The following is a 21,336-nucleotide window of genomic DNA, read 5'->3' as shown; positions in this document are numbered from 1 at the left end:
CGAGCCCGTCCTTCGGGGTCCCGGTCACGGTCAGAAGGCGTCATACGACCAGTGTCCCAAGGGCAGCACCTGACCGCGCGTTCACGCACGACGGTCGCGCCCGAACCCCGGCGGCTATCGACGGCAGGCCGCAGGCGGAGTCCAATGGACTCGTGTCGAATGCCTCACCCGTCACGACGGCACGCGGGGTGCAGCGCACCTACCTGATGCTGCTGCTCGGCAACACCCTTGCCCAGGCCCTGATCTGGGGCATCAACACGATCTTCCTGCTCGACGCGGGCCTGACGAACTTCGAGGCCTTCGCGGCGAACGCCTTCTTCACCGCCGGCATGGTGATCTTCGAGGTACCCACGGGGGTGGTGGCCGACACGATCGGTCGCCGCGCGTCCTACTTGCTCGGCACGATCACCCTCAGCGTGGCCACCTTGGCCTACGTGGGGCTCTGGCACTGGCACTCGCCGTTCTGGCTGTGGGCCCTGGCGTCCATCGGGCTCGGGCTCGGCTTCACCTTCTTTTCCGGCGCGGTCGAGGCGTGGCTCATCGACGCCCTCGCGGCGGTCAACTTCACGGGCACCGTCGAGTCGGTGTTCGGTCGCGGTCAGGTGGTGGGTGGGGCAGCGATGCTCGTCGGCTCGCTGGGCGGAGGTGTCATCGCCCAGTACACGTCGGTCGGCGTCCCCTTCGTGCTGCGTGCCGCGATCCTCGCCGTGATGTTCCTCTTCGCGTGGATCGTGATGCACGACATCGGTTTCACCCCCGACCCACGCGGCCGTCCGCTCGCCGAGATGCGACACATCGTCTCGACGTCGGTGGACCTCGGGTGGCGGGTGCCGGCCGTCAAGTGGCTGATGGTCGAGTCGCTGTTCACCGGCGGCGTCGCCATCTACGCGTTCTACGCGCTGCAGCCATACCTGCTCGAGCTGTACGGCGACCCGCACGCGTACCAGATCGCCGGTCTCGCAGCGGCGATCGTCGCCGGGGCGCAGATCCTCGGCGGTCTGCTCGCTCCCCGGGTGCGCCACTTCGTCCACCGCCGGACGAGCGCGCTGGCCGCGATCTCGGCCCTGGGGACGCTCGCGCTCGCGTTGATGGGACTGGTCCAGAGCTTCTGGGTCGTCATCACGCTGGTCAGCGTCTGGGGTCTGCTATGGGCGGCTGCCATGCCGATCCGCCAGACCTACCTCAACGGCCTCATCCCGTCCAAGCAGCGCGCCACGATCCTGTCGTTCGACTCGCTCATGGGCTCCAGCGGTGGGGTGTGGGGCCAGCCGGTCCTCGGCAAGTCCGCGGACGTGTGGGGCTACGGCCCGTCGTATGTCGTGGGCGCCGCGATCTCGGCCCTCGCCCTGCCGGCGCTCCTGCTCTCGCGGCGCCAGAACGCACCCGCCGACCGGGTGACCTCCAGCCCCACCGCGCCCGGAGTGGCCCCGACTGCCCCCGCCTGAGCACGTATCAGCGACACGCCACCTCCCTCCTTCTGGGCAAGGAGTTGGGCAACCCGCCCAGCCCAGGTTGGAGGTCGTCATGCGAGACGAGTTCACAGCCCGGGTCTCGAGCCTGGCCGCTGTCGCGGCAGCCCTGTCGACCTTGGGCGCAGTGATCTACCTGTCGGTGCGCGGTGAGCCCGTGAGCGAGTACCTCGCCGGTCTCGCGGGACTCACCGTCGGCGCGCTCCTCCCGTCACCGCTCACGTCGGCACGGACCTCGCCCACGCCCACGACCACGCCGAGATCAGAGCAGGGACGGCACCGGGTGTCCCGACGCAGCGACGACCTCGCGCGTTCAGGCGCCGGAGCGCTCGACACCTGACCTTCGGGTGACGGGCTAGGAAGCGGCAGGCCGGTACTCGGCCACGCGGTCGACGTAGAAGCGGGCGTTCGCTCGGATGCCTTCACGCTCCGCGTCCGTCGTCTCCCGGCGGACCTTGCCGGGCAGGCCCAGCACCATGGAGTTCGGCGGGATCTGCGACCCCTCGGGGATCATCGCCCCGGCGCCGATGATCGATCCCGAGCCGATGCTCGCACCGTTGAGGACGATCGCGCCCATGCCGATCAGCACGTCGTCGTCGACCGTGCAGCCGTGCAACACGGCGTTGTGGCCGACCGTGACTCCAGCGCCGAGCCGCAGCGGAACCCCTCGGTCGGCGTGCAGGACACAGCCGTCCTGCACGTTGCTGCCACGGCCGATGGTGATCGTGTCACCGTCGGCGCGGATCACGGCCGAGAACCACAGGCTGCTGTCCTGCTCCATGACGGCCGAGCCGATCACGGTGGCGTTGGGGGCGATCCATGCGGTCTCGTGGATCGCTGGCGTTCGGTCCGGGAGGGAGATCAACATGCGGCGCTCCGTCGTCAGGGCTGGTGGTCGGGTTCGACGAGCACGACGCACAACGTGCGCGGCCCGTGCACGCCCTCGACCCGGTCGAGCTCGATGTCGCTCGTGGCCGAGGGCCCGCTGATGAACGTGATCGGCCGCTCCGCTGCCAGTCGCGACAGCATCTCGGGCACCGAGGCGACGACTTGGTCCGCCCGCACGATGCAGACGTGCAGGTCCGGGATCAGCGTGATCGAACGCCGTCCTTGGTCGGGTGAGGCGTCGAGGGCGATGGTGCCCGTCTCGGCACACGCCACCGTGGACGCTGTCAGCACCGCGGCATACGCGTCGAGGTCCTGAGCCCCGAGGCCCTCGTGGTCGGGCTCGGCAGCCGGACACCACTCCTGCGGCACTCCGGGCGCGCGCAGCACGGGCGAGGCCGTGGCCAGAAGCCCTTGCACCGCAGCGGCCACGCCATCCGGTCGGCACCGCACGACAGTGGCGCGGTAGTCGACCAGTCGTTCCTCCAGGAGCGCGAAAAGCGCCGACGGCTCACCGGCAGCAGCCGACACAGGCCCCCGTCGGTAGTCCCGCTGCACGGGACGCGCCTCGATGCCGGCGTTGGCCTCCGTGATGCGCTGGAGGATGTCTTCGCGAGCGCCCATCACTGCTCCCTGGTCCTTTCCCACCACTCGCGGAAGGTCTCCGGCGGGGGCGCGGGCGCGTCCCTGCTGGTGGTCCAGGCCAAGAGCGGGAACGGCAGAGACCTGAAGCGTCCACCGCGAGCGAACGGACGCGCCATACGCGATGCGGTCTCGGCCATGCGGAAGCGACGCGGGCTCTGCATCACCCAAGCCACGAACGACAGTGCTGCGGCCTCGGGCGTCGGCAGGCGATGCTCCTTAGCCTGCTCCTCCGTGTGGCGCTCGCGCAGGTGGACGAGCAGGGACGGGATGTCGATCCGGACCGGGCAGGCGTCGAAGCAGGCACCACACAGGGACGACGCGAACGGCAGCGAGGAGTTGTCCTCGATGCCCGTGAGCTGAGGGGTGAGGACGGCACCGATCGGGCCGGGATAGACCGACCCGTAGGCGTGCCCGCCCGTGCGCTCGTAGACGGGGCAGACGTTCATGCACGCGCTGCACTTGATGCAGTGCAACACTTCTCGGCCCACGTGGTCCCCGAGCGTCGCGGTCCGTCCGTTGTCGAGCAGCACGAGGTGGAACGCTTGCGGCCCGTCGCCGGGAGTGACGCCGGTCCACGCCGAGGTGTACGGGTTCATCCGTTCTCCCGTGGACGACCGTGGGAGCAGCTGGAGGAAGACCTCGAGGTCCTGCCACGTCGGGACGACCTTCTCGATCCCCATGACCGTGATCAGCGTCTCGGGCAGGGTCAGGCACATCCGGCCGTTCCCCTCGGACTCGACGACCAGCAGGGTGCCGGAGTCGGCGACCGCGAAGTTGGCGCCACTGACGGCGACCTTGGCCGTGAGGAACTTCTGCCTCAGGTGGGTCCGCGCAGCCATGGCCAGCTGCCGCGGGTCGTCGGTCAGGTCGGCCGGTGCGCCGGGCATCTCCCGCAGGAAGATCTCGCGCACCTCGGCACGGTTGCGGTGGATGGCGGGTACGAGGATGTGCGACGGCTTGTCGTGGCCGAGCTGGACGATCAGCTCGGCGAGGTCGGTCTCGGTGGCGGTGATGCCCTGTGCCTCGAGGGCCTCGTTGAGGCCGATCTCCTGGGTGACCATGGACTTGACCTTGACCACCTCGCGCTCCCCCGTCGCCAGGATGAGCTCGGAGATGATCGCGTTGGCCTCGTTGGCATCCCGGGCCCAGTGGACAACTCCGCCACGGGCGGTCACCGCCTCCTCGAGGGTGCGCAGGTGCTCGTCGAGGTTGGCCATGGTGGCTGCCTTGATCTGCTCGCCCGCGAGTCGCAGCTCCTCCCAGTCGGGCACCTCGTCGACCACGGCGGCGCGCTTCTCACGGATGGTGCGCGTCGCCCGTCCGATGTTGGCTCGCAGCTGGGTGTCGCCGAGGGCGGCCTTGGCCGCCTTGGGAAAGGACTCGTCACCACGCAGACCGCCCACCCCGCGAGGGGCGTGTATGGCGGGCATGCCGAGGAAGGTGCTCACCGCGCCACCGCCGGGGGCTGGCTCGACGCCGAGGTCTCCGTCGATGCCAGGATCTCGGCGAGGTGGATCGTGCGGGTGCCGACCCGCAGTCGCGACAGGCCACCACCGATGTGCATCAGGCAGGACGAGTCACCGGCCGTCACGCTCTCGGCCCTGGTCGCCATGACGTTCTTCATCTTGTCGGCGAGCATCGCGGTGGACGTGTCGGCGTTCTTGACGGCGAAGGTGCCGCCGAAGCCGCAGCACTGGTCGGCGTCCGGGAGCTCGACCAGGTCGAGACCCTTGACCGCACGCAAGAGCCGCAACGGCTTGTCGTCCACCCGCAGCATCCGCAGCGAGTGGCACGTCGGGTGGTAGGTGACGCGGTGCGGGTAGTGCGCCCCGACGTCCTCCACCCCGAGGACGTCGACGAGGAACTCGGTGAGCTCGTAGGTGTGGCTCGCAACGCGTTCCGCGCGGACGGCCAGGGCCTCGTCACCAGCCTTGCGCGCCAGCATGGCGTGCTGGTGGCGCACCGCGCCCACGCACGACCCCGACGGCGCGACGATCGCGTCATACGGCTCGAACGTCTCGACGTGGTGACGGACCAGTGGCACTGCCTTGCGGCCATAGCCCGTGTTGGTGTGCATCTGGCCGCAGCAGGTCTGCGCCTTCGGGAAGACGACCTCGTGACCGAGGCGCTCGAGGACCGTGACGGTCGCGCGGCCCACCTCGGGGAACAGCCCGTCGGCCAGACAGGTCACGAAGAGTGCGACCTTCACGACGTCGGCCTGACGATGACGGCCAGCGGGTTGCCGTCGGGCGGGCCTTGGTGGGAGTTCTGCTCTCCCCCGCTGACGAAGACCTCCGTGCGGCCAGTCGTCGACGCCAGCAGGAAACCGCCCATCGCCTTGGCGACGTGGTAGCCCACCTGGTCCTCGAGCAAGGTGATGCGGCGCCCGTTCAGCTCGCTGGTGCCGGGCATGATCATCTTGGCCAGGGCGTACACGAGGCTCTCGGATGCCTTGCGGGTGTCACCGTCCTCGACCTCGACACCGGCCGACTCCAGCGCACCCGCCACGGCAGAGCCGTCGATGATGCTGAGCATCGACCGGTGCCCGATCCGCAGGCTGCTCGACGACGTGGTCGAGTTGCCGAGCAGGAGCACCTCGGCGTGCGTCTTCTCACCACCGGACGACGTGAGGGCGACGTCGGAGAAGACCGAGTAGTCGCGACGGACCATGTCGTCGTGGACGTCCTCGTCATGGGCCTCGCCCAAGGCCAGGGCAACGCCCAGCGCGGAGGCGTCGTTGGAGTAGCAGATGGCGCCCTCGGGGCCGATCGAGACGTCGTGGGTCACGGTGTCGTGGCCACGCTGCCTGGCATCCGCGATGCTCTCGGGGCTCAGCGACGGGGCCTTGACGAGGACGGCGTGGACGTCGGCAGGGTCCTGCACCCCGGCGTCGGCCAGCGCCTGCTCGACGGCGGCGCGCACCTTGGTGATCTGACCCATCCGGCCGATCTCCTCGGGCAGGATGTCGGCGGAGTGGGCCAGACCCGCCACCAGTCGTGGCTGCCCGACGGCAGGCTCCGCGGGGTCGTCCGTGCGGGCGAAGACGGCGATGTGGGGGGTGATCACGCCGGGGCTGCCGCCCGACAGCACGATGCAGAGCTGGTCCGCGACGTCGTCGGCGGTGGTGCCGAGCCGTGCGGCCAGGAGCTCCTTGATGGCCCGGTCGGCGGCCTCGCGGCCGGTGTCCTTGCCGAGACCGGTGCCCTCCGACTTCCCGACCAGCGCGATCACGTGCTCGGGCGACACCGTGCCCTCGTCGAAGAGACGCGCGAGCTCCGAGACGTCACCGGGGGTTCGCATCTGGCAGACGTGGACGTCAACGCGCACCTAGCACCTCCCCGGAGTCGCGCCCGGAGTCGGGGGCGGAACCCGCCGCACGGGGAAGCAGCTCCGCGAGGCGGGCGCAGACCGCCAGCGCGATGTCCTCGCGGAACGCGGGCGCCACGACCTGGACGGAGATCGGCGATCCGAGGCGTGACGTGGCGACCGGCACCGAGACCGCAGGTACCCCGAAGAGGCTGATGGCTCGGCTGGGCGCGAGGAGGTGGAAGTCGGCGACCCGACCCGTCAGGTCGTGCGGCGCCTCAGTGCTGACCGGGAGCAGCAGGGCGCGCTCACCGCTGAGCCACTCGCCCAGTCCGGAGATGAGGGCGTCGCGCTCGTCCCACAGCTCGGCGAGCTCGGCGTCGGTGAGGGAGACCCGCGCGTCGAGCATTCCCTTGATGGGCTTGCCGATCAGGTCGGGGTCGGCGTCGAAGAGCTGCTGCACCGCGCGCATCGGCTCGGCCGACCGCAGACGGTCGTAGACGGCGAGGCCGCGGTCGATCTCGGTGGGCACTCCCCTGGCCACCCGGACGCCCGAGCGGGCGAGGGTGTCGGCGGCCAAGGCCACCGCCTCCGCGACCTCGGCGTCGACTTCGACGTCGCCCACGGTCGGGGCCCACGCCAGCTCGAGGTTCTCGACACGCAGGTCGCGGTAGTCGTGGAGCGGCTCGTCGGCGACGAGCGGATCGCGGCCATCAGGGCCGGAGATCACCTGCAGGACGGTGAACACGTCCTGGACGGTTCGTCCGATGGGGCCGACGACCTGCACCGTGTCCTGGAAGGAGCGCGTGGACTCGACGGGGGTCGCGGGCTGCTCACCGTGACGCGAGACCCTGCCCACCGTGGGGCGCAGGCCGATCAGCCCGGTGCACTGGGCCGGCCAACGCAGCGAGCCGCCGTAGTCGCTGCCCAGCCCAACCAGGGACATGCCGGAGGCCACGGCAGCCGCCTCGCCACCGCTCGACCCGCCAGCGGTCCACGGCCCCAACGGGTTCCGCGTGGGACCGAACAGCTCGTTGTCCGTGTCGACGCCGAGGGCGAACTCAGGACAGTTGGTCTTGCCCACCAGCACGGCGCCGGCGGCCCGCATCCGTGCGACCGCGGTCGCGTCCTCACCGGTCAGGTTGCCCTCGAGCGCCCGCGACCCGCAGGTCGTGGGCAGGTCGAGGGTGGCGAGCATGTCCTTGGCAGTGAAGGGGATTCCGACGAGGGCGCCACCGGAGCGCGCGGTCGAGGGCAGCTTGCGTGCCTCTTCGACGGCGGCCTCCCCACGGTCGGCGACGACGGCGTTGAGGCGGGGGTTCTCCTGGGCGATCCGCTCCACCGCAGCACGCACCAGGTGGCTCGTGTCGGCCGACCCCGCGCGGATCTCGTCCGCCGAGCTCACGATCGAGGGAGCAGGACTCACGTGGCCGGCCCGATCAGCTCGTCGAGGTTGTCGAGGATCGACCGGTTGCCGTGGTTGGCGATCTCGTGCAGGACCGCTTCCTTGTCGCCACGCTCGATGCTCTCCAGCAGCCGCGCGTGGCGCGGGTGCACGTCGCCCCGGTCGCCGTAGAGGCGCTCACGGAACTTGAGGTTGTAGGCCATGCACAGCTCCAGCTGCAGCCGGAGCCCTTCGTATGCCGCGATGAGGCGCCCGTGGCCGGCCAGCGAGACCAGCCCCATGTGGAACCTGCTGTTTGCGGCGAGGACCGCGTTGTCGTCGCCGCTGTCCGCTGCGGCCTTCATGTCGGCGAGCGCAGCACGGATCGGCTCGAGGCGGGCCGGGTCCTGGACGGGGACCCCGAGCTCGATGGCGAGCCGCTCGAGGGCGAAGCGGAGCGAGTAGATCTCGCGCACGTCCTCGGCCGTGATCGGGGTGACGATGTAGCCGCGCCGGGGCAGGCTCTGCACCAACCCGTCACGCTGCAGGATCCGCAGCGCCTCACGCAGCGGCGGCCGGCTCACGCCGAACATCTCGGTGAGGCGCTCCTCGACCAGACGGTCGCCCGGCCGCACGTCACCCGACACGATCAGGGCCCGCAGGCGCTGGACGACGGCCTCGACCATCGACGGGATCTCGACCTTGCCCTGCTCCGTGCGGAATGCCTCAGCAGCCATCATCGTGTCCTCCCTGTGTCCCCGGTGCGGCTCATTGTGCAGCATCGATCGTCGAGTCCGGGTCGGGGTGGACGTGCTGCAGGTCGGCGATCACCCGGGCCTTCAGGAGCCTCTGGATGACGTCCTCACCGATGCCGGACTCACGGGCCACCTCGATCGAGTGCTCGCCCAGCATCGGGGCGGCGCGACGCAGCCAGCCCTTCTCGCTGCCCTCGACCTTGACCGCCTGACCGAGCACCTTCATCGGGCCGAGCTCGCGGTGCTCGACGGTCTCGACCATGTCGAGCGCCTCGGTGATCGGGTGGTTCAGCGCCTGCTCGAGGTCGAGCACCGGACCGCACGGGACACCGGCCGCGTTGATCTCCGGGATCCACTCCTCCGCGGACTTCGCGGCGAGCACCTCCTCGATGGTGTGCCGCAGCTCGCCGCGGTTGACCATCCGGGCCGCGTTGTCGACGTACCGCGGGTCCTCGGCGAGCTCGTCGACGCCGAGCGCCGAGCAGAGCCGGCGCCACATCTTCTCGTTGCCCGAGGCCAGGGTGATCGAGCCGTCGCCGGTCTTGAACGTGCCCTGCGGGAACATGATCGGGTGGTCGTTGCCGTCGCGCCCGGGGACGATCCCGAGGCTGAGGTACTTCTGCGCCTGGTACGACATGAGAGTGAGCGTGGACTCCATGAGGGAGGCCTCCACCACGGCGCCGTGACCCGAGCGGTTGCGCTCGTGCAGGGCGGCCAGCACCCCCACGGCGGCGAAGACGCCGGTCGACGAGTCGCTGACGGCGATGCCGACGCGCAGCGCGCCCGTCTCCTGCGTGCCGGTGACGCTCATCAGCCCGGACATGGCCTGGGCCGTCTGGTCGAACCCGGGCAGGGCGTCGCCGGGCGGCCGGGTGCCGAACCCGCTGATGTTGACGTAGATGAGCTTGGGGTTGCGGGCCCGGAGGGTCTCGGCTCCCAGGCCCATGGCCTCGGCGGTGCCGGGGCGGTAGTTCTGGACGAAGATGTCGGCGTCGTCGATGAGCCGCAGGAGCAGCTCGAGGCCCTCAGGCTGGCGCAGGTCGACGGCGAGCGACCGCTTGTTCCGGTTGGACGCCAGGTAGTAGACGCTCTCCTCGTCGTGGAACGGCCCCGACTGCCGGGCCGGGTCCCCCGTGGGCAGCGTCTCGACCTTGACCACGTCGGCTCCCAGGTCGGCGAGCAACATCGTGAGCGTGGGGCCCGAGAGATAGCGGGTGAGGTCGACGACCTTCAGTCCGTCAAGCGCTGCCATGACCAGAGGTCCTCTCGGTGGTGAACTCGGGAGCGCGGCCCGCGAGGAATGCCGCGACGCCCTCCTTCAGGTCTGCTCCGCCGTAGGCCTGCTCGTGGAAGGCGCGGAGCGTGGGGTGGTCGTCGGTGACGGCCGGGTCGAGACCCAGGGCTGCCGTCACCTTGGTGGAACGGATGGTGACCTCGGAGCTGGCCGCGATGTTCGCCACCAGGGCGTTCACCTCGTCCTGCAGGAACTCGGGCTCGACGACCGCCTGCACGAACCCCATCGAGGCGGCCTGGGTGGCGTCGATCAGCTTGCCGCTGGCCACGAGGTACATCAGGTTGGCCCGGCCGAGGGCACCGGCAACGGCCCGCGTCTCGGTGAGGCCCAGCGTCACACCGAGGCGTCCGATCGGGATGCCGAACCGCGAACGGGAGGACGCGATCCGGATGTCACAAGCTGCCGCGAGCTCGCAGCCGCCGCCGACCGCGAGGCCGTCGACCATCGCGATGACCGGCACCGGCAGCGCCTGGACGGCCTGCAACGCCCGGGCGATGGCAGCGTTGTAGGTGTCGGCGTCGTCCGCGGTGAGCCGCTTCGCGGGGAACTCGCTGATGTCGGCTCCGGCGCTGAACGCCCGGCCTCCCGCACCGCGGACGACCACGGCCCGAAGGGACGTGTCGTCCAGCAGGCTCTCGAAGACCTCGCCGATCCGGAGCCAGCCCGCCAGGCTGAGCGCGTTGTGCTGGGCCGGACGGCTGAGGGTGACCACCGCAGTCGTGCGGCCCGCCCCCACCTGTGCGAGCTCGAGCCCGATCATTCCCTCGACACACTCGTCGGACGCCTCTCCTGCGAGGACGGTCCGCAGCGGGGTGTGCTCCGTCATCGTGGTCATCACCCGTTGTCCAGCGGCACGCGGCCACGGGCCAGCTGCGACAGCGCAACTGCGACGAGAAGGGCGCCACCGTAGAAGAGCTGCTGCACGTAGGACTGGACGCCCATGAGCTGGAGCCCGGTGATGCCAGTGACGAGGAAGTACACCGCGATCGCGGTGCCCCACGGGTTGAACCGTCCCGGCATGATGCTGGTCGCGCCGAGGAAGGCGGCGGCGAAGGCCGGGAGCAGCAAGGTCGAACCCGAGCTGGGGTCGGCGCCACCGGAGGTCCCGGCGTAAAGCACACCGGCCAGGGCAGCCAGGGCGGCCGAACCCATGAGGGCACCGACCCGCACGCGGCCCACTCGCACACCGCTGAGCTTCGAGACGCTGCGGCCGCGGCCGACGAAGAGCAGGCGGCGACCGACGGAGGTGTACTCGAGGACCCACCACAGCAGGGCGCAGAGGGCGATCGCGTAGAAGAAGGCCAGCGAGATCCCGGCGAACCGCTTGACGATCACGTAGTCCACGAGCGTCTGCGAGATGCCCGAGATCGTGGCGGAGTCGCTGGCCCACAAGGTGATTCCCGTGAGGAGCGTGCCCATGCCAAGGGTCACGATGAGCGACTCGATGCCGAAGAAGACCATGATGAGGCCGTTGACCAGGCCGACCACGAGCCCCATCACCAGGGCCGCGACGATGGCGGCCCAGATCGGCCAGCCGTGCTGGACGTTGAGGATCGCGACCATCATCGCCGACAGCGTCAGCACACCGGCCACGGACAGGTCGTAGTCACCGGCCGTCAGCGGCACGATGAGCGCGAGCGTCAGGACGAGGAGCACGGCCTGCGAGCCGAGCATGGTCTGGAACGTCGCCGCGGTCAGGAAGACGCCGGGGTTGGCGATGCCGAAGCCGACGATGAGCAGCAGCCAGGCGACCGGCAGCGCGACGCGCTGCACCATGTCGAGGCGGCTCACGCCCTTGCTCGTGGCCTCGCCCTTGCTCGTGGCGTCGCCCCTGGCCGTGGCGGCACTCACGACGCCACCTCCGTCACCGGCGCCTGGGTCGGCTCCAGGGCCGACGGCACCGTCTCCTGCACCGCGTACGAGAGCTCCGAGATCCGCTCCTTGCTGATCTGGTCCCCCGTCAGCTCCGCCACGATCCGGCCCTGTCGGAAGATCAGGACCCGATCGCAGATCAACGCCAACTGTTCGTGATCGCTGCTGGCGCATAGCACGCCCATCCCTTCTGCGGTCGCTGACCGCAACACTGAGAAAATCTCTTCGCGGGCGCCGACGTCGACACCCTGCGTGGGTTCATGGACCATGAGGACGGTGGGCCGGGTCTGGAGCCACTTGGCCATCAGGACCTTCTGCTGGTTGCCACCGGACAGGCTCGAGCACGGCAGGGTCGGGTCGTTCGGTCGCACGTCGAACGACGACAGGACCTTCCGAGCCTCCTCGCGCATCTTCTTGCGCCGCAGGAACGGCCCCTGCTGGTAGGTGCGCAGGGTCTGCATGCTGACGTTGTCGAGCACTGACAGGGTCAGGATCGCCCCGTCGCGCGGTCGGTCCGCCGGCACGAGGGCCAGCCCCTGGTTGAACGCCCTGGTGGGGTTCTGGCGGCGCAGTTCCGTTGCTGCAGAACCGATCTCGATCCGACCTGAGTCGGCACGCTCGGCACCGAACATCAGGTAGGGCAGGTCCTCGAAGCCCGAGCCGGACAGACCGGTCACGCCCAGGACCTCGCCGCGGTGGACCACGAGGGACGCGTCGACGACGAGTCCTCCGCGAGCACCCGTGACCGTCGCCGCCACCTCGGAGGCGGCGAGCTGGGCCGCGCTGCGGTGACTGACTGCCTCGAGGTCGTGGCCGACGATGAGGCGCACGATCTCCTCGCGGGTGTGGTCCGCCGTGGCGCCGCCACCCACCACTCGCCCGTCACGGAACACCGTGAAGCGGTCGGTGAGCTGCTTGACCTCCTCGAGGTCATGCGACACGAAGAGGACGCCGGTGCCCGTGGCCGCGACGTTGCGCGTCACGTCGAAGAGCATCTGGGTGTCGTCCTGCGGCAGGAACACCGTCGGCTCGTCGAGGACGAGCAGGCCGTTGCTCGGCGCGTTCGCCACCGCCCGGACGATCGCGAGCAACGCTCGCTCCACCGGACGCAGGTCGCTGACGAGCTTCGACGTCCCGAGGCTCACGCCATACCGGTCGAAGAGCTCGCGGGCCTTGCCGCGCCACTGCTTCCAGGGGATCGACACCGATCCCTCGGTGGCGAGCTCGTCCAGGAAGAGGTTCTCCAGGACGGTCAGGGACGGGATGAGCCCGAGGTCCTGGTGCACGAACCGCATGCCCAGCGCCTTGTACTCGCCGGGCGCGAGCGGCAGGGATACCTCCGTGCCGTTGATGCGCAGGCGACCACCGGGGTCCGGCTGGTGGAATCCGGCCAGCACCTTGATGAGGGTGGACTTGCCCGACCCGTTCTGGCCGAGCAGGCCGTGGATCTCGCCGGCTCGCACCGTGAGGTCCACGCCCTGCAGGGCCTTCACGCCACCGAACGTCTTCGCCAGACCTTCGATTGTGAGGACGTCAGGCATCTACTTGAGTCCCCACAGGGTGCGGTACCCGTCCTTGAACTGGTTCGGGTCGCCATACCCGTCCTTCTGGTTGACGGGCTTGCCGGCCTCGTCCACGTTGCTGGCGTCGAACACGCGCAGCGGGGTCTTCTCGCTCGCGAGCGGCTCGACGCCGGACAGCACGCGCAGGACCTGGTCCATGTTCGCCCAGCCGAGCCACTCAAGCGGCTCGCCCACCTCGGCGACGACGAGGTTCTTGTCCTGGATCATCTTCATGACCGAGGCCGTGCCGTTGTAGGCGACGATCTTCACGTTGCCGGTCTTGCCGGCCTGGGTGATGCCGGTGGTGAGGAAGGGCGTCATGCCGTCGAAGACAGGGACCGCGTAGTTGATGGACGGGTCCTTCAGCAGCGCCGTCTGCACCTGCGTGGGCACCTTGGTGGCCCAGTCCGAGATCGGGATGTTCACGACCTGCGCCTTGCAGGTGGAGGGGCACTTGGCCGCCAGCTCGTCCTTGAACGCCTTGGCGATACCGGCTGCGGGCTGGACCTCGTTCGAGGTCACGAAGTAGGCGTTGACGTGGCCGCCGGAGTTGACGATTGCGTAGTCGGCCATGAGCGTGCCGGCCCGGTAGTGGTGGGCGTCGACGAAGGCCGCGACGTTCGGCTGGTCCTTCTTGGCGTTCTCGACGTACGACTCGTCGTAGAGGTGCGTGCTGATGACGGGGATGCCGGCGGCCTTGGCGGCTGCGAGCTGCGGTCCGAGCAGCTTCGGGTCCGGCGAGCCCTCGAGCACGATGGCGTCCGCCTTCTGCGCGATGCCGCTCTGGACGCCTTGGATCCACTGCGAGACCTGGCCCTGGTTGGTGAACTGGACGACCTTGACGCCGGCTTCCTTGCCCGCCTCGCCCATCGCCGCGTCGACGATCTGGTTGAACGGGACGGTGCTGTTCAGGCTGACGTTGACGATCGTCTTGCCCTTGGCCTTCGACGCGTCGAAGGTCGGGCCGGGTGCCGTGAACGACGGGAGGGCCTTGGCCTTGTCGATCTCTGCCTTGGCGGCCGACGTGTCGACCGCGGCGCCCGAGCCGTTCGCGGCGGACGCCGTCGGGCTCGTGCCCTCAGAACAACCTGCCAGGCCGAGTGCCGCGACGACCGCCAGAGATGCGGTCAGTCCGTGCGCTCCGAAGTTTCGCCGCATTGCGGTCCTCCATTGAGTCCGAGGGCGGCGAGCACCGTTGCTCACCGCGTGGTGGCATCACCGTAGGGGCCTCGAACGCAGATTGTCTACAATATTCAAGCGACAATCTGCAATTGGCGGAGATCCGCCGCACCGGCCTTCACCAGGGCAGCGTTGGATGGGGTTCGGCTGGGGTGGATGAGTCGGTCGATACGCCGGGTTCTGTCACCGCTGGCCGTTACCAGCCAGCGGGAGACGGTCATCCATCTAGGACAGCCGTTGCCGACTGCCTCCAGCGCCCTACCCGTGCACTCGGGCGGGCCGCCCTCGAACGCGCACTGTCTGAGCTTGCTCCAGGTGGGGTTTACCTAGCCGGTGTGGTCACCCACACCGCTGGTGGTCTCTTACACCACCGTTTCACCCTTACCGCGGTGCCTGTCCGGCCGGAGCCGGGTGGTCCACCGTGGCGGTCTGTTCTCTGTGGCACTGTCCCGCGGGTCACCCCGGGTGGCCGTTAGCCACCACCTTGCCCTGTGGAGCCCGGACGTTCCTCGGCGGTGGTTTCCCACCGACGCGACCGCCTGACCGACTCATCCGTCGCCAAGGATAGGGCAGGTATGCCGCGTGGCCGGCCACGCGGCATACGTCACCACCGCCCCGGCACACGAACCTGCCTAGCGGACGATCTCGAACCGCACCACGCCGGTCGCGACGGTGGCCTCGACGAGCTTGGCCTTGACCCAGCTGCCGAGCTCGGCCGGTCCCTTGGCGTTGGCGAGGACGGCGGGGTCCTGCACCTGCAGCTGCACCGAGCCCTTCTCGCGCTCGTCGACCACCATCGCGTCGAAGACCTCCCCCACCCGGTCCGACAGCGCGGCGGCCTCGACGGCGTCGGCGCACGCGCGCTCGACGGCTGCGGCCAGCTTGTCGGTGGCCGCCATGACCTCGGGCAGGGACGGCAGCGCCTCCCGCGCCCAGGCAGGCACCTCCGTGCCGCTGCTCAGCGCCTCGCAGATCGCCAGGCCGAAGCGGTCGACCAAGCGGCGCAGCGGCGCCGTCACGTGCGCATAGGGAGCGGCAACGGCGGCGTGCTCCGACTGCTCGGGAACCGTGCCGTCGACGGGCGTGTAGCCGGCCCCACGGAACAGTGACGTCGCCTCGTGGATGAGGGCAAGGTGCTTGGGTTCGGTGCGGTCGAGGGTGCGCAGGAACTCGCCGTAGGGCGTGCCCTGGTGCCACTCGACGCCCAGGGCCCGGCTCGCGTGGCGGAAGCGGCCGACGGCGTTTTGGTCCGGTGCTGGCATGGTCCGCAGGATCCCGACCTTGGCCTCGATCATCATCTCGGCCGCGGCCATCCCGGTCATGAGGGAGATCTGGGCGTTCCAGTCCTCGACCTCCAGCGGCGGGCGGAAGTGCAGGCGGTAGTGACCCTGGTCGTCCTCGGTGACCTCCTGCTCGGGCATCGGCAGGCTCGCACCACCGCGGCGGCGCTCGAGCTCGAGCCGCTTCAGCCCGACCTCCTTGAGCAGCAGCAGCCGCTCGTCGGCGGACCCGTCGTCGATGGCCTTCTGGACCCCCGCATAGTCGAGCCGGTCGGTGCTCCTGACCAGCGCGCGGTAGACCGTGGCCTGCGTGCCCTCGCCGTCGCGCGAGAGCGTCATGTCCCAGACGAAGGCCGGCCGCGTCTCCCCCGCCAGCAGGCTGGCGGCGTCCTCGCTGATCACCGGGGGGTGGAGGGGGGTGCGCTTGTCGGGGGCATAGATCGTCTGCCCCCGCTTGCGGGTCTCGGCGTCGACGGCGCCACCGGGCTTGACGAAGGCGGGCACGTCAGCGATCGCGTAGCGGACCCGGTAGCCCTCACCGGCCCGCTCGAGGTGGACCGCCTGGTCGAGGTCCATGGACCCGGGTGGGTCGATGGTCAGGAAGCGCACAGCGGTCTCGTCACGCTCGGGCACCTGGGGTGCCTGCGCAGCGGCCGAGGCCTCGCTCTCGACCTCGGGCGGGAAGGACTCCGGGACCGCGAGCTCGGCGCGGATCGCCTCGAACCTCGCGGTCAGCTCGGCGGACTGCTGGACGGCCGTGTCGCTGCTGGGTTGCTGGACCTGGATCTGGCGCTTGGGCATGGCCCCAACCTAACCAGCCGCTCACGCCCCGTGCCGTGGGACGGGCCAACGACGACGCGGGCCCTCGGATCCCGCGCCGGATTGCGCCACCTAGGCTGTCCCCGTGCTGATCCTGTTGCCGCCCTCGGAGTCCAAGACGGGGCGCACCCGAGGCGGTGCAGTGGTCCACGAACGGCTGTCGTTCGCCGAGCTCAACGGCACCCGCCAGGCCGTCGCCGAGGCGCTGGCCTCGGTCAGCGCCCACCCCGACGCCGCCGCCACGCTCGGCGTCAGCCCGAACCTCACGACCGAGATCGCGCGCAACCTCGTGCTCCACACCGCGCCTGCCGCGCCGGCCTCGCGGGTCTACTCCGGCGTTCTCTACGACGCCCTCGACCACGCGACCCTGGACGGCGCGGCCAAGCGCCGGGCGAACCGGTGGCTGGTCGTCGTCTCCGCGCTCTACGGCGCCGTGCGTCCCACCGATAACATCGCGCCCTACCGCCTGTCGATGGCCGTCAACCTGCCAGGTGTCGGCCCGCTCGCCAGCGCCTGGAAGCCCGGTCTGGGCAAGGTCCTGCCGGTCGCCGCGGGCCGTGGGGTGGTCGTGGACTGCCGTTCCAGCACGTATGCCGCGGCGTGGACGCCCGAGGGCGACCTCGCCGAGCGGTGGGTGCAGGTGCGGGTGCCGGGGGCGACCCACATGGCCAAGCACACCCGCGGACTCGTCGCCCGACACCTGTGCACCGCCGGGCGCGACGTGCGCCGCGTGCCCCAGCTCGTCGACGTGCTGTCCGGCGCCTTCGACGTCGCCCTGACCGAGCCGGCGCGGGCCGGTCGCCCGTGGGTCCTCGACGCGACAGCACGGTGACCGCGTGAACCCGGCCACCACCTCGTGACCAGCACCGAGCTCACAGACCTCGCCGCCCGGGTCCTGCCCGTCCTGGTGTTCTTCGTCGCGATCACGGTCGTGGCCGAGATCGCCGACACCGCAGGGGTGTTCGACGTCGCCGGGCACTGGACCGCACGGGCTGCCCGGCACCGCACGCCCGTCGTGTGGCTGCTGTTCGTCACCCTCGCGGTGGTCTGCACTGTCTTCCTCAGCCTCGACACGACGGCCGTCCTGCTCACACCGGTCGGCCTGGCGGTCGCCGCCCAGCTCGAGATCTCGCCGGTTCCCTTTGCGCTGGCCACCCTGTGGCTGGCCAACACCGCCAGCCTGCTGCTGCCGGTGTCGAACCTGACGAATCTCCTTGCCCTGCATCATTTCGAGCGCCTCGGGCTGGGTCATGGCGGATACCTGCGACTCGCCGCGCTGCCGGCGTTCGGCGCGGTCGTCGGCACGATCGCCGTCCTGTGGGTGCTGCACCGCCGCGAGATCCGCGGGCGCTTCCTGCTCGACGCGCCTCCCGACCCGCACGACCGGGTGCTGCTCGCGATCTCAGGTGCGGTGAGCCTTGCCGTCGGACCGCTGTTCGCGCTGGGCCTCTCCCCCGCCTGGGTCGCGACCGGTGCGGCCGTCGTCCTGGTGACAGCCCTCGCCGTCCGCGACCGGTCACGGCTGCGCGCCATCGAGGTGCCCTGGCAGATGGCCCTCGCGGTGGCTGCCCTCTTCGTGGCCATCGACTTCGCGCTGAGCCACGGCCTGCAACCCGTCCTGGCCAGCCTGGCCGGCACCGGCACCGGGGCCGGCGACCTCGCCCGGGTGGCCGGCAGTGGCGCCCTCGCGGCCAACACGGTCAACAACCTGCCCGCCTACATCGCCCTCGAGTCCGTCGCCTCCGACACCGCACCACGCCTCATGGCGCTGCTGGTCGGCGTCAACGTGGCGCCGCTGGTGACGCCGTGGGCCTCGCTCGCGACGCTGTTGTGGGCGCGGCGCTGCCGCGCCCGCGGCCTGCGGATCTCGGTCTGGTCACTCGCCGTCCAGGGCTTGCTCTGCGCCGCCGTGTCCACCGGCCTCGCCCTGACAGCCCTGGTCGCCGTCGGCTGATCGCCACCCCCAGGGGGGTGCTCGCCGCCGCCGTCCGCCGGGCCGCCGTCTGGCAGCCGTCCGCCGGCCGGTCCGCCGGCTGGCAGCCGTCAGCCGACCCCGTCGAGCCCGCGGCCCAGGTCGTCGATGATGTCCTGGGGATCCTCGAGGCCCACCGAGATGCGGACGGTGCCGTCGGTGATGCCGACCGCCGCGCGGGCCTCGGGCGTCAGCCTGCGGTGGGTCGTCGTCGCCGGGTGAGTGACCATCGACTTGGCGTCACCGAGGTTGTTGCTGATGTCGACGACCTGCAGGGCGTTCATGAGCGCGAAGGCCTCGGCCTTGCCACCGTCGATCTCGAACGTCACGACGGTCCCGCCGCCCAGCATCTGGCGCCGGGCCAGCTCGTGCTGGGGGTGCGACTCGAGCCAGGGATAGAGGACCTTCGTGACCTTCGGGTGCGCCTCCAGCGCCCTCGCGACCTCGAGCGCGTTGGCCGCCTGGCGCTCCACCCGCAGGCTGAGCGTCTCGAGGCCCTTGACCAGGACCCACGCGTTGAACGGGGACATCGAGGGCCCGGTGTGCCGCATGAGGTTCTTCACCGGGCCGTTGACGAAGTCGGTCGTGCCCAGCACGGCACCGCCGAGCGTGCGACCCTGCCCGTCGATGTGCTTGGTCGCGGAGTAGACGACGATGTCGGCGCCGTGCTCGAGCGGCTTGGAGAACACGGGCGTCCCGAACACGTTGTCGACCACGACCTGAGCGCCGGCTGCGTGCGCGAGGTCGCAGACCGCGCGCATGTCGACCAGCTCCTGCATGGGGTTGCTGGGCGTCTCGAAGAACACGGCCTGGGTGGGCTCCGAGAGCGCCTCGCGCCACTGGTCGAGATCCGGTCCGTCGACGAACACGGTCTCGACGCCCCAGCGCGGCAGGATCTCGTCGAGGATCACGAAGCACGAGCCGAACAGCCCGCGCGACGACACCACGCGGTCGCCCTTGCCGAGCAGCGCGGCGAGGGCGACGAAGACCGCGGACATCCCGGAGGCCGTCGCGAAGCAGGCCTCGGCGCCCTCGAGCTGCCGCAGCCGCTCCTCGAACATGGTGACGGTGGGGTTGCCGTAGCGGCTGTAGATGAAGTGGTCGACCTCGTCCTTGAACGCCGCCTCGGCCTGCTCGGCACTCTCGTAGACGAACCCCGAGGTGAGGAACAGCGCCTCGGCCGTCTCGTCGAAGTTGCTGCGTGCGAGCCCCCCGCGCACCGCGACCGTGTCAGGCCGCCACTGAGGTCCGTCGGTCATCCCTGCCTCCACGGCAGGCCCGCTGCCTTCCACCCGGAGACGGTCCGGTGGCCGTGCTCGTCGTGCGGGCCCTCGAAGCCGTCCGCCACGTTGTAGGACGGGCCGAGCCCAGCAGCCGTCGCCGCGCGGGCAGCTGCGGCGGAGCGCACTCCCGAGCGGCACAGGAAGTAGATCGGGGCGCTGTCGGGGATCCCGGCGTCGCGCAGCTGCCCGACGAAGTCCCCGTTGACCGCACCATCGGGAAATCGTTGCCACTCAAGGTAGATCACGCGCTTGCCCAGGTCCGAGAGGTCGGGTACGCCCACGTAGTTCCACTCGGCGGCGGTGCGCACGTCGACGAGGACGGCGTCCTCGTCGGCCGCGAGCGCGGCATACGCCTCGGCTGGCTCCACATCTCCGGCATAGGTCATGGCGCAAGCCTAGGCGCACCCGCCACATGTCGAGACGAGGGCGCCACATCGTGGGCGATCGGTGAGCCGCCCGGCCCGGCTCAGGTGCGGTTGGTGAAGGCCACCGACGCGTTGCCGTCGGGCCAGACCTCGACGGCGGTCAGTGACCCAGGGGCTGCCGCCAGCCGCCAGACGGTCTCGTGCGGAATCTTCAGCAGGTGCGCCAGCACCACCATGATCGGCTTGCGGTGGCAGACGACGACCGTCGTGCCGCCCGCGGCGACGACGCGTTCGAACGCGCCGACCACGCGGGCCGCGAGCTCCTCGTGGGACTCCCCACCCGGGCGTGCGTATGCCGGGTCGGTGCGCAGGCGGTCCAGCTCACCCGGGTGGTCGCGCACCAGGTCCGGGATGGCCGCGCCGTCCCAGTCCCCGAAGTCCTGCTCGTCGAAGTCGGGGTCGACGTCAGGCGTGGCGCCGATCGCCTCGGCCACCGCCGCCCCGGTCTGCACGGCGCGGGCGAGCGACGACGTCACCACCCGCGCCGAGGACCCGCCCAGCAGGTGAGCCACTGCCCGACCGGCGGCAGCGGCCTGCGCCTGGCCGACGGTGTTGAGCGACGGGTCGGCGCCACCACGGCCGTCGAGCCGGGTCTGCACGGTGAAGTCCGTGACCCCGTGCCGGACGAGGACGATGCGGGTCGGCTCGACGTCGCTCCACGGGCCGGACGGCAGGGCCGGCGTGGGGTCGATCACCTCGTCGACGACCTCGTCCACGCTCTCCGTGGCTGCGGCCTCCCTCGGGAGGGCAGCCGTCCCCAGCCTGCGGTCGATACGCCGACCGTCCATGCCGTCGTTGGACAGCGCGTCGGCGGCCTTGTTGTCCTCACGCGGGATCCACGTGAACGACACCGAGCCACCACCGGCCGAGAGCTCGGCGGCCTCGTCGCGCGCCTCGAGGGCGAGTCGGCGCATGTCCTCGTGCTTGATCTTCCAGCGCCCGGCCATCTGCTCGACCACGAGCTTGGAGTCCATCCGGACCTCCACCTGCGCGGCGGGGTCGATCGTGCGGGCCGCGCGGAGGCCGGCGATCAGCCCGGAGTACTCGGCGACGTTGTTGGACGCCTTGCCCAGCGGCGCCGCGCCCTCCCAGAGCACCTCGCCGGTGCCGGCGTCGCGGACCAGGGCGCCCCACCCGGCGACACCGGGGTTGCCCCGCGAGCCACCGTCCGCCTCGATGACCAGCCTGCGAGCTGCTCCACCCACC

Annotated in this window: 20 protein-coding genes and 1 other RNA gene; 4 read left to right on the top strand and 17 right to left on the bottom strand. The window is 70.5% G+C overall.

Annotated features, from left to right (window positions below; genetic code table 11):
• Positions 1 to 206 precede the first annotated feature (206 nt).
• Complete coding sequence (locus AC1DV7_RS04325; protein ID WP_477595070.1) at positions 207 to 1,445, top strand: MFS transporter; 1,239 nt, start codon at positions 207 to 209, stop codon at positions 1,443 to 1,445.
• Positions 1,446 to 1,524: 79 nt separating this feature from the next.
• The gene (locus tag AC1DV7_RS04320; RefSeq protein WP_477594940.1) at positions 1,525 to 1,809 is read left to right on the top strand and encodes a hypothetical protein; all 285 of its coding nucleotides are present in this window, start codon (positions 1,525 to 1,527) and stop codon (positions 1,807 to 1,809) included.
• 15 nt (positions 1,810 to 1,824) lie between these two features.
• On the opposite strand, the gene AC1DV7_RS04315 is transcribed toward AC1DV7_RS04320, so the two are convergent.
• The 14 genes from AC1DV7_RS04315 to AC1DV7_RS04250 all read right to left on the bottom strand — a co-directional run bounded on the left by AC1DV7_RS04315 (position 1,825) and on the right by AC1DV7_RS04250 (position 16,432).
• Positions 1,825 to 2,337 carry a gamma carbonic anhydrase family protein gene (locus tag AC1DV7_RS04315; protein WP_477594938.1) on the bottom strand — a complete coding sequence of 171 codons (513 nt, stop codon included), beginning with the start codon at positions 2,335 to 2,337 and terminating at the stop codon, positions 1,825 to 1,827.
• A gap of 14 nt (positions 2,338 to 2,351) precedes the next feature.
• Entirely contained in the window at positions 2,352 to 2,978 is a 627-nt protein-coding gene (locus AC1DV7_RS04310) for a LutC/YkgG family protein (RefSeq protein WP_477594936.1), read from the bottom strand.
• The gene (locus tag AC1DV7_RS04305; RefSeq protein WP_477594934.1) at positions 2,978 to 4,429 is read right to left on the bottom strand and encodes a LutB/LldF family L-lactate oxidation iron-sulfur protein; all 1,452 of its coding nucleotides are present in this window, start codon (positions 4,427 to 4,429) and stop codon (positions 2,978 to 2,980) included. Before AC1DV7_RS04305 ends, AC1DV7_RS04310 begins: the two co-directional genes overlap by 1 nt.
• 14 nt (positions 4,430 to 4,443) lie before the next feature.
• Complete coding sequence (locus AC1DV7_RS04300) at positions 4,444 to 5,208, bottom strand: (Fe-S)-binding protein (protein WP_477594932.1); 765 nt, start codon at positions 5,206 to 5,208, stop codon at positions 4,444 to 4,446.
• Positions 5,205 to 6,326: a ring-opening amidohydrolase gene (locus AC1DV7_RS04295; RefSeq protein WP_477594930.1), complete on the bottom strand. Its 1,122-nt coding sequence runs from the start codon at positions 6,324 to 6,326 to the stop codon at positions 5,205 to 5,207. Before AC1DV7_RS04295 ends, AC1DV7_RS04300 begins: the two co-directional genes overlap by 4 nt.
• The gene (locus AC1DV7_RS04290) at positions 6,316 to 7,731 is read right to left on the bottom strand and encodes an amidase (RefSeq protein ID WP_477594928.1); all 1,416 of its coding nucleotides are present in this window, start codon (positions 7,729 to 7,731) and stop codon (positions 6,316 to 6,318) included. Before AC1DV7_RS04290 ends, AC1DV7_RS04295 begins: the two co-directional genes overlap by 11 nt.
• Positions 7,728 to 8,426, bottom strand: coding sequence for a GntR family transcriptional regulator (locus AC1DV7_RS04285; RefSeq protein ID WP_477594926.1), 699 nt, complete (start codon positions 8,424 to 8,426; stop codon positions 7,728 to 7,730). The genes AC1DV7_RS04290 and AC1DV7_RS04285 overlap by 4 nt, the downstream gene beginning before the upstream one ends.
• A 31-nt stretch (positions 8,427 to 8,457) precedes the next feature.
• Complete coding sequence (locus tag AC1DV7_RS04280; protein ID WP_477594924.1) at positions 8,458 to 9,696, bottom strand: CaiB/BaiF CoA transferase family protein; 1,239 nt, start codon at positions 9,694 to 9,696, stop codon at positions 8,458 to 8,460.
• Positions 9,683 to 10,573 carry an enoyl-CoA hydratase/isomerase family protein gene (locus AC1DV7_RS04275; protein ID WP_477594922.1) on the bottom strand — a complete coding sequence of 297 codons (891 nt, stop codon included), beginning with the start codon at positions 10,571 to 10,573 and terminating at the stop codon, positions 9,683 to 9,685. The genes AC1DV7_RS04280 and AC1DV7_RS04275 overlap by 14 nt, the downstream gene beginning before the upstream one ends.
• Complete coding sequence (locus tag AC1DV7_RS04270) at positions 10,573 to 11,589, bottom strand: ABC transporter permease (RefSeq protein ID WP_477594920.1); 1,017 nt, start codon at positions 11,587 to 11,589, stop codon at positions 10,573 to 10,575. The genes AC1DV7_RS04275 and AC1DV7_RS04270 overlap by 1 nt, the downstream gene beginning before the upstream one ends.
• Positions 11,586 to 13,151 (bottom strand): sugar ABC transporter ATP-binding protein, encoded by a 1,566-nt coding sequence (locus AC1DV7_RS04265; protein ID WP_477594918.1) that lies wholly within the window; start codon positions 13,149 to 13,151, stop codon positions 11,586 to 11,588. Before AC1DV7_RS04265 ends, AC1DV7_RS04270 begins: the two co-directional genes overlap by 4 nt.
• Complete coding sequence (locus AC1DV7_RS04260; protein ID WP_477594916.1) at positions 13,152 to 14,330, bottom strand: sugar ABC transporter substrate-binding protein; 1,179 nt, start codon at positions 14,328 to 14,330, stop codon at positions 13,152 to 13,154.
• A 174-nt stretch (positions 14,331 to 14,504) separates the two neighbouring features.
• An RNA gene (rnpB, locus tag AC1DV7_RS04255) (RNase P RNA component class A) lies at positions 14,505 to 14,902 on the bottom strand.
• An 81-nt stretch (positions 14,903 to 14,983) separates the two neighbouring features.
• The gene (locus AC1DV7_RS04250; RefSeq protein ID WP_477594915.1) at positions 14,984 to 16,432 is read right to left on the bottom strand and encodes an RNB domain-containing ribonuclease; all 1,449 of its coding nucleotides are present in this window, start codon (positions 16,430 to 16,432) and stop codon (positions 14,984 to 14,986) included.
• Positions 16,433 to 16,535: 103 nt separating this feature from the next.
• On the opposite strand from AC1DV7_RS04250, the gene AC1DV7_RS04245 reads away from it, so the two are divergent.
• Both AC1DV7_RS04245 and AC1DV7_RS04240 read left to right on the top strand, forming a co-directional pair.
• Positions 16,536 to 17,282, top strand: coding sequence for a YaaA family protein (locus tag AC1DV7_RS04245; RefSeq protein ID WP_477594913.1), 747 nt, complete (start codon positions 16,536 to 16,538; stop codon positions 17,280 to 17,282).
• A gap of 24 nt (positions 17,283 to 17,306) precedes the next feature.
• The gene (locus AC1DV7_RS04240) at positions 17,307 to 18,404 is read left to right on the top strand and encodes an SLC13 family permease (RefSeq protein WP_477594911.1); all 1,098 of its coding nucleotides are present in this window, start codon (positions 17,307 to 17,309) and stop codon (positions 18,402 to 18,404) included.
• 89 nt (positions 18,405 to 18,493) lie between these two features.
• Here AC1DV7_RS04240 and AC1DV7_RS04235 read toward each other — a convergent pair whose 3' ends face one another.
• From AC1DV7_RS04235 to AC1DV7_RS04225, 3 genes are all read right to left on the bottom strand, one after another.
• Entirely contained in the window at positions 18,494 to 19,681 is a 1,188-nt protein-coding gene (locus tag AC1DV7_RS04235) for an O-succinylhomoserine sulfhydrylase (protein WP_477594909.1), read from the bottom strand.
• Entirely contained in the window at positions 19,678 to 20,091 is a 414-nt protein-coding gene (locus AC1DV7_RS04230) for a rhodanese-like domain-containing protein (protein ID WP_477594907.1), read from the bottom strand. The genes AC1DV7_RS04235 and AC1DV7_RS04230 overlap by 4 nt, the downstream gene beginning before the upstream one ends.
• A gap of 80 nt (positions 20,092 to 20,171) precedes the next feature.
• Positions 20,172 to 21,335 (bottom strand): bifunctional RNase H/acid phosphatase, encoded by a 1,164-nt coding sequence (locus tag AC1DV7_RS04225; protein ID WP_477594905.1) that lies wholly within the window; start codon positions 21,333 to 21,335, stop codon positions 20,172 to 20,174.
• Between the last annotated feature and the right edge of the window lies 1 nt (position 21,336).

Source organism: Pedococcus sp. P2_E4 (assembly GCF_056403935.1).
Note: the sequence above shows the minus strand (reverse complement) of the source record. Positions and strands in the feature narration are given on the sequence as shown.